Raw genomic sequence first — 1,870 nt, forward strand, 5'->3', positions numbered from 1 at the left:
ATGATGAGGCTGGAAATCGAGCACCATGGAATAGCGATTGGCTGAACAAACTCCAGCGCGGCCCGGTGTTTTTCTTCGATTGGCTCAGGTGGCTGGGCGGCAAGACGCTGGCCCCGACCCGCTATTTCGACGAGGCTCAGACCGAGGCTGCGCTGATGGCATATCTGACCACCCCTGGAACCCGCGGCAGAGAAGGGTGATCGAGCGTCCCCCATGGCGGCACATTTGAAAAATCCCTGACGGTGCCAAGGAAAACACTATGGTAAGCAATCGCTGGTCCGAACCCGAACGCCCTCGCGATTACAAATCCCTCCCCGCATATGATCGGGCAGATTACTGGCATACGCTCGCGCGAGCGATTACGCTCGAAAGTCCCGATATTGCGGAGATCAAGACTTTCAGGGACCAGATCTTTCGGGTGCATTTCTATGTCTTGTCGGTTTTTCTGTTGGGCGTAATGCTATTTGCCCTGATCTTTTCATTTGGGTCGCTGTCTGCAGCCAAGGCTCAGATTATGGATGACTACGAGTATGTCTTTAATTTTGAGGAAAAAATTAGAGGTGAATATCAAAATTTTTGGAAAAATGGGTTGGGTGATACTGTTACTGAGGATGAGTTTTTGTCAGAGATGGAGGCTGGCCATAGCAATCGCTTCCTGAGAACAAGCCCCCTCTATATTATCCTCGGCTCCCCCCTCTGGATCCTTCTGTTCGGCCTGCTCTGGCCCCGCCCTTGCCCGGTGCGCTTTGATCGCAAGCGCGAGGTGATTTACACATGGCACACCAGTTGGTTCCGCAAAACGTTCTACGTCGCTGATGTCGCCCCGTCGTCCTTATCTGGCTTGCACGCCGATATCGCCCCTGCCGCCAAAGGACGCCCCATTATGTTTGGAACCTTCACCGGCCCGGTTTCCATTCAGATGTTTCAGGCGGATAACCCTGAAAAGAAACGGGAATTTCAGGTTGGTCCCTATCCAACCTGCCACGAGCATCACAACGTTGACGTGCTCATGTTCATTCGGGCTTTCATGTCCGGCTATCTATATGATGAGGCTGGAAATCGAGCACCATGGAATGGCGATTGGCTGACCAAACTCCAGCGCGGCCCGGTGTTTTTCTTCGATTGGCTCAGGTGGCTCGGCGGCAAGACGCTGGCTCCAAAGCGCGATTTCGACGAGGCCCAAACCGAGGCTGCGCTGATGGCATATCTGACCACCCCCGGAACCCGCAGCAGAGCAGGCTGACCAAGCGTCCCGCCCGGACGATACCTATGCCCCCCCTGACGGTGCCAAGGAATACACTATGGTAAGCACGCGGTGGGCTGAACCTGAGCGTTCCGCCGACTATAAATCCCTCCCTGCCTATGATCGAGCAGGTTACTGGCACGCGCTCGCTCGTGCGGTGAAGCTTAAAAGTCCTGATATCGCGGAAATCAAGACCTTCAGAGATCAGATCTTCCGCGTGCATTTTTATGTATTGTCCGTTTTTATGACGGGCGTAATACTATGCGCATATACATACTCGTACGGCTCCCTCTCGAATGCCACGGCAGCTGCCATGGATGATTATGACTACGTTTTTAATTTTGAAGAGCGCGTGAAGGAGCAATACCAAAGAAGGGTCCTTAGAGAGCAAGCGCGCCGAACCGAGAGCGAATTTGTTTCGGATATGAAACGTGGCCACGGTAATCGTTTTCTCAAGCGCGCTCCATTTTATATCTTCTTTACTGCCTTGCCACTCTGGGTCCTTCTGTTCGGCCTGCTCTGGCCCCGCCCTTGCCCGGTGCGCTTTGATCGCAAGCGCGAGGTGATTTACACATGGCACACCAGTTGGTTCCGCAAAACGTTCTACGTCGCCGATGTCGCCCCGTC

At 53.9% G+C, this 1,870-nt stretch carries 3 protein-coding genes; all 3 read left to right on the forward strand.

The annotated features are described in order from the left end of the window. Positions 1-200, forward strand: a 200-nt coding sequence (locus MHM97_RS22645) for a hypothetical protein (protein ID WP_239325895.1), incomplete at its 5' end; no start/stop codon positions are given. 59 nt (positions 201-259) lie between these two features. Next, complete coding sequence (locus MHM97_RS22650; protein ID WP_239325897.1) at positions 260-1,243, forward strand: hypothetical protein; 984 nt, start codon at positions 260-262, stop codon at positions 1,241-1,243. 58 nt (positions 1,244-1,301) lie between these two features. Next, on the forward strand, positions 1,302-1,870 hold a 569-nt coding region (locus MHM97_RS22655; RefSeq protein ID WP_239325899.1), incomplete at its 3' end, for a hypothetical protein.

Origin of the sequence: Epibacterium sp. Ofav1-8 (assembly GCF_022348185.1) — a bacterium.
GTDB lineage: Bacteria > Pseudomonadota > Alphaproteobacteria > Rhodobacterales > Rhodobacteraceae > Epibacterium.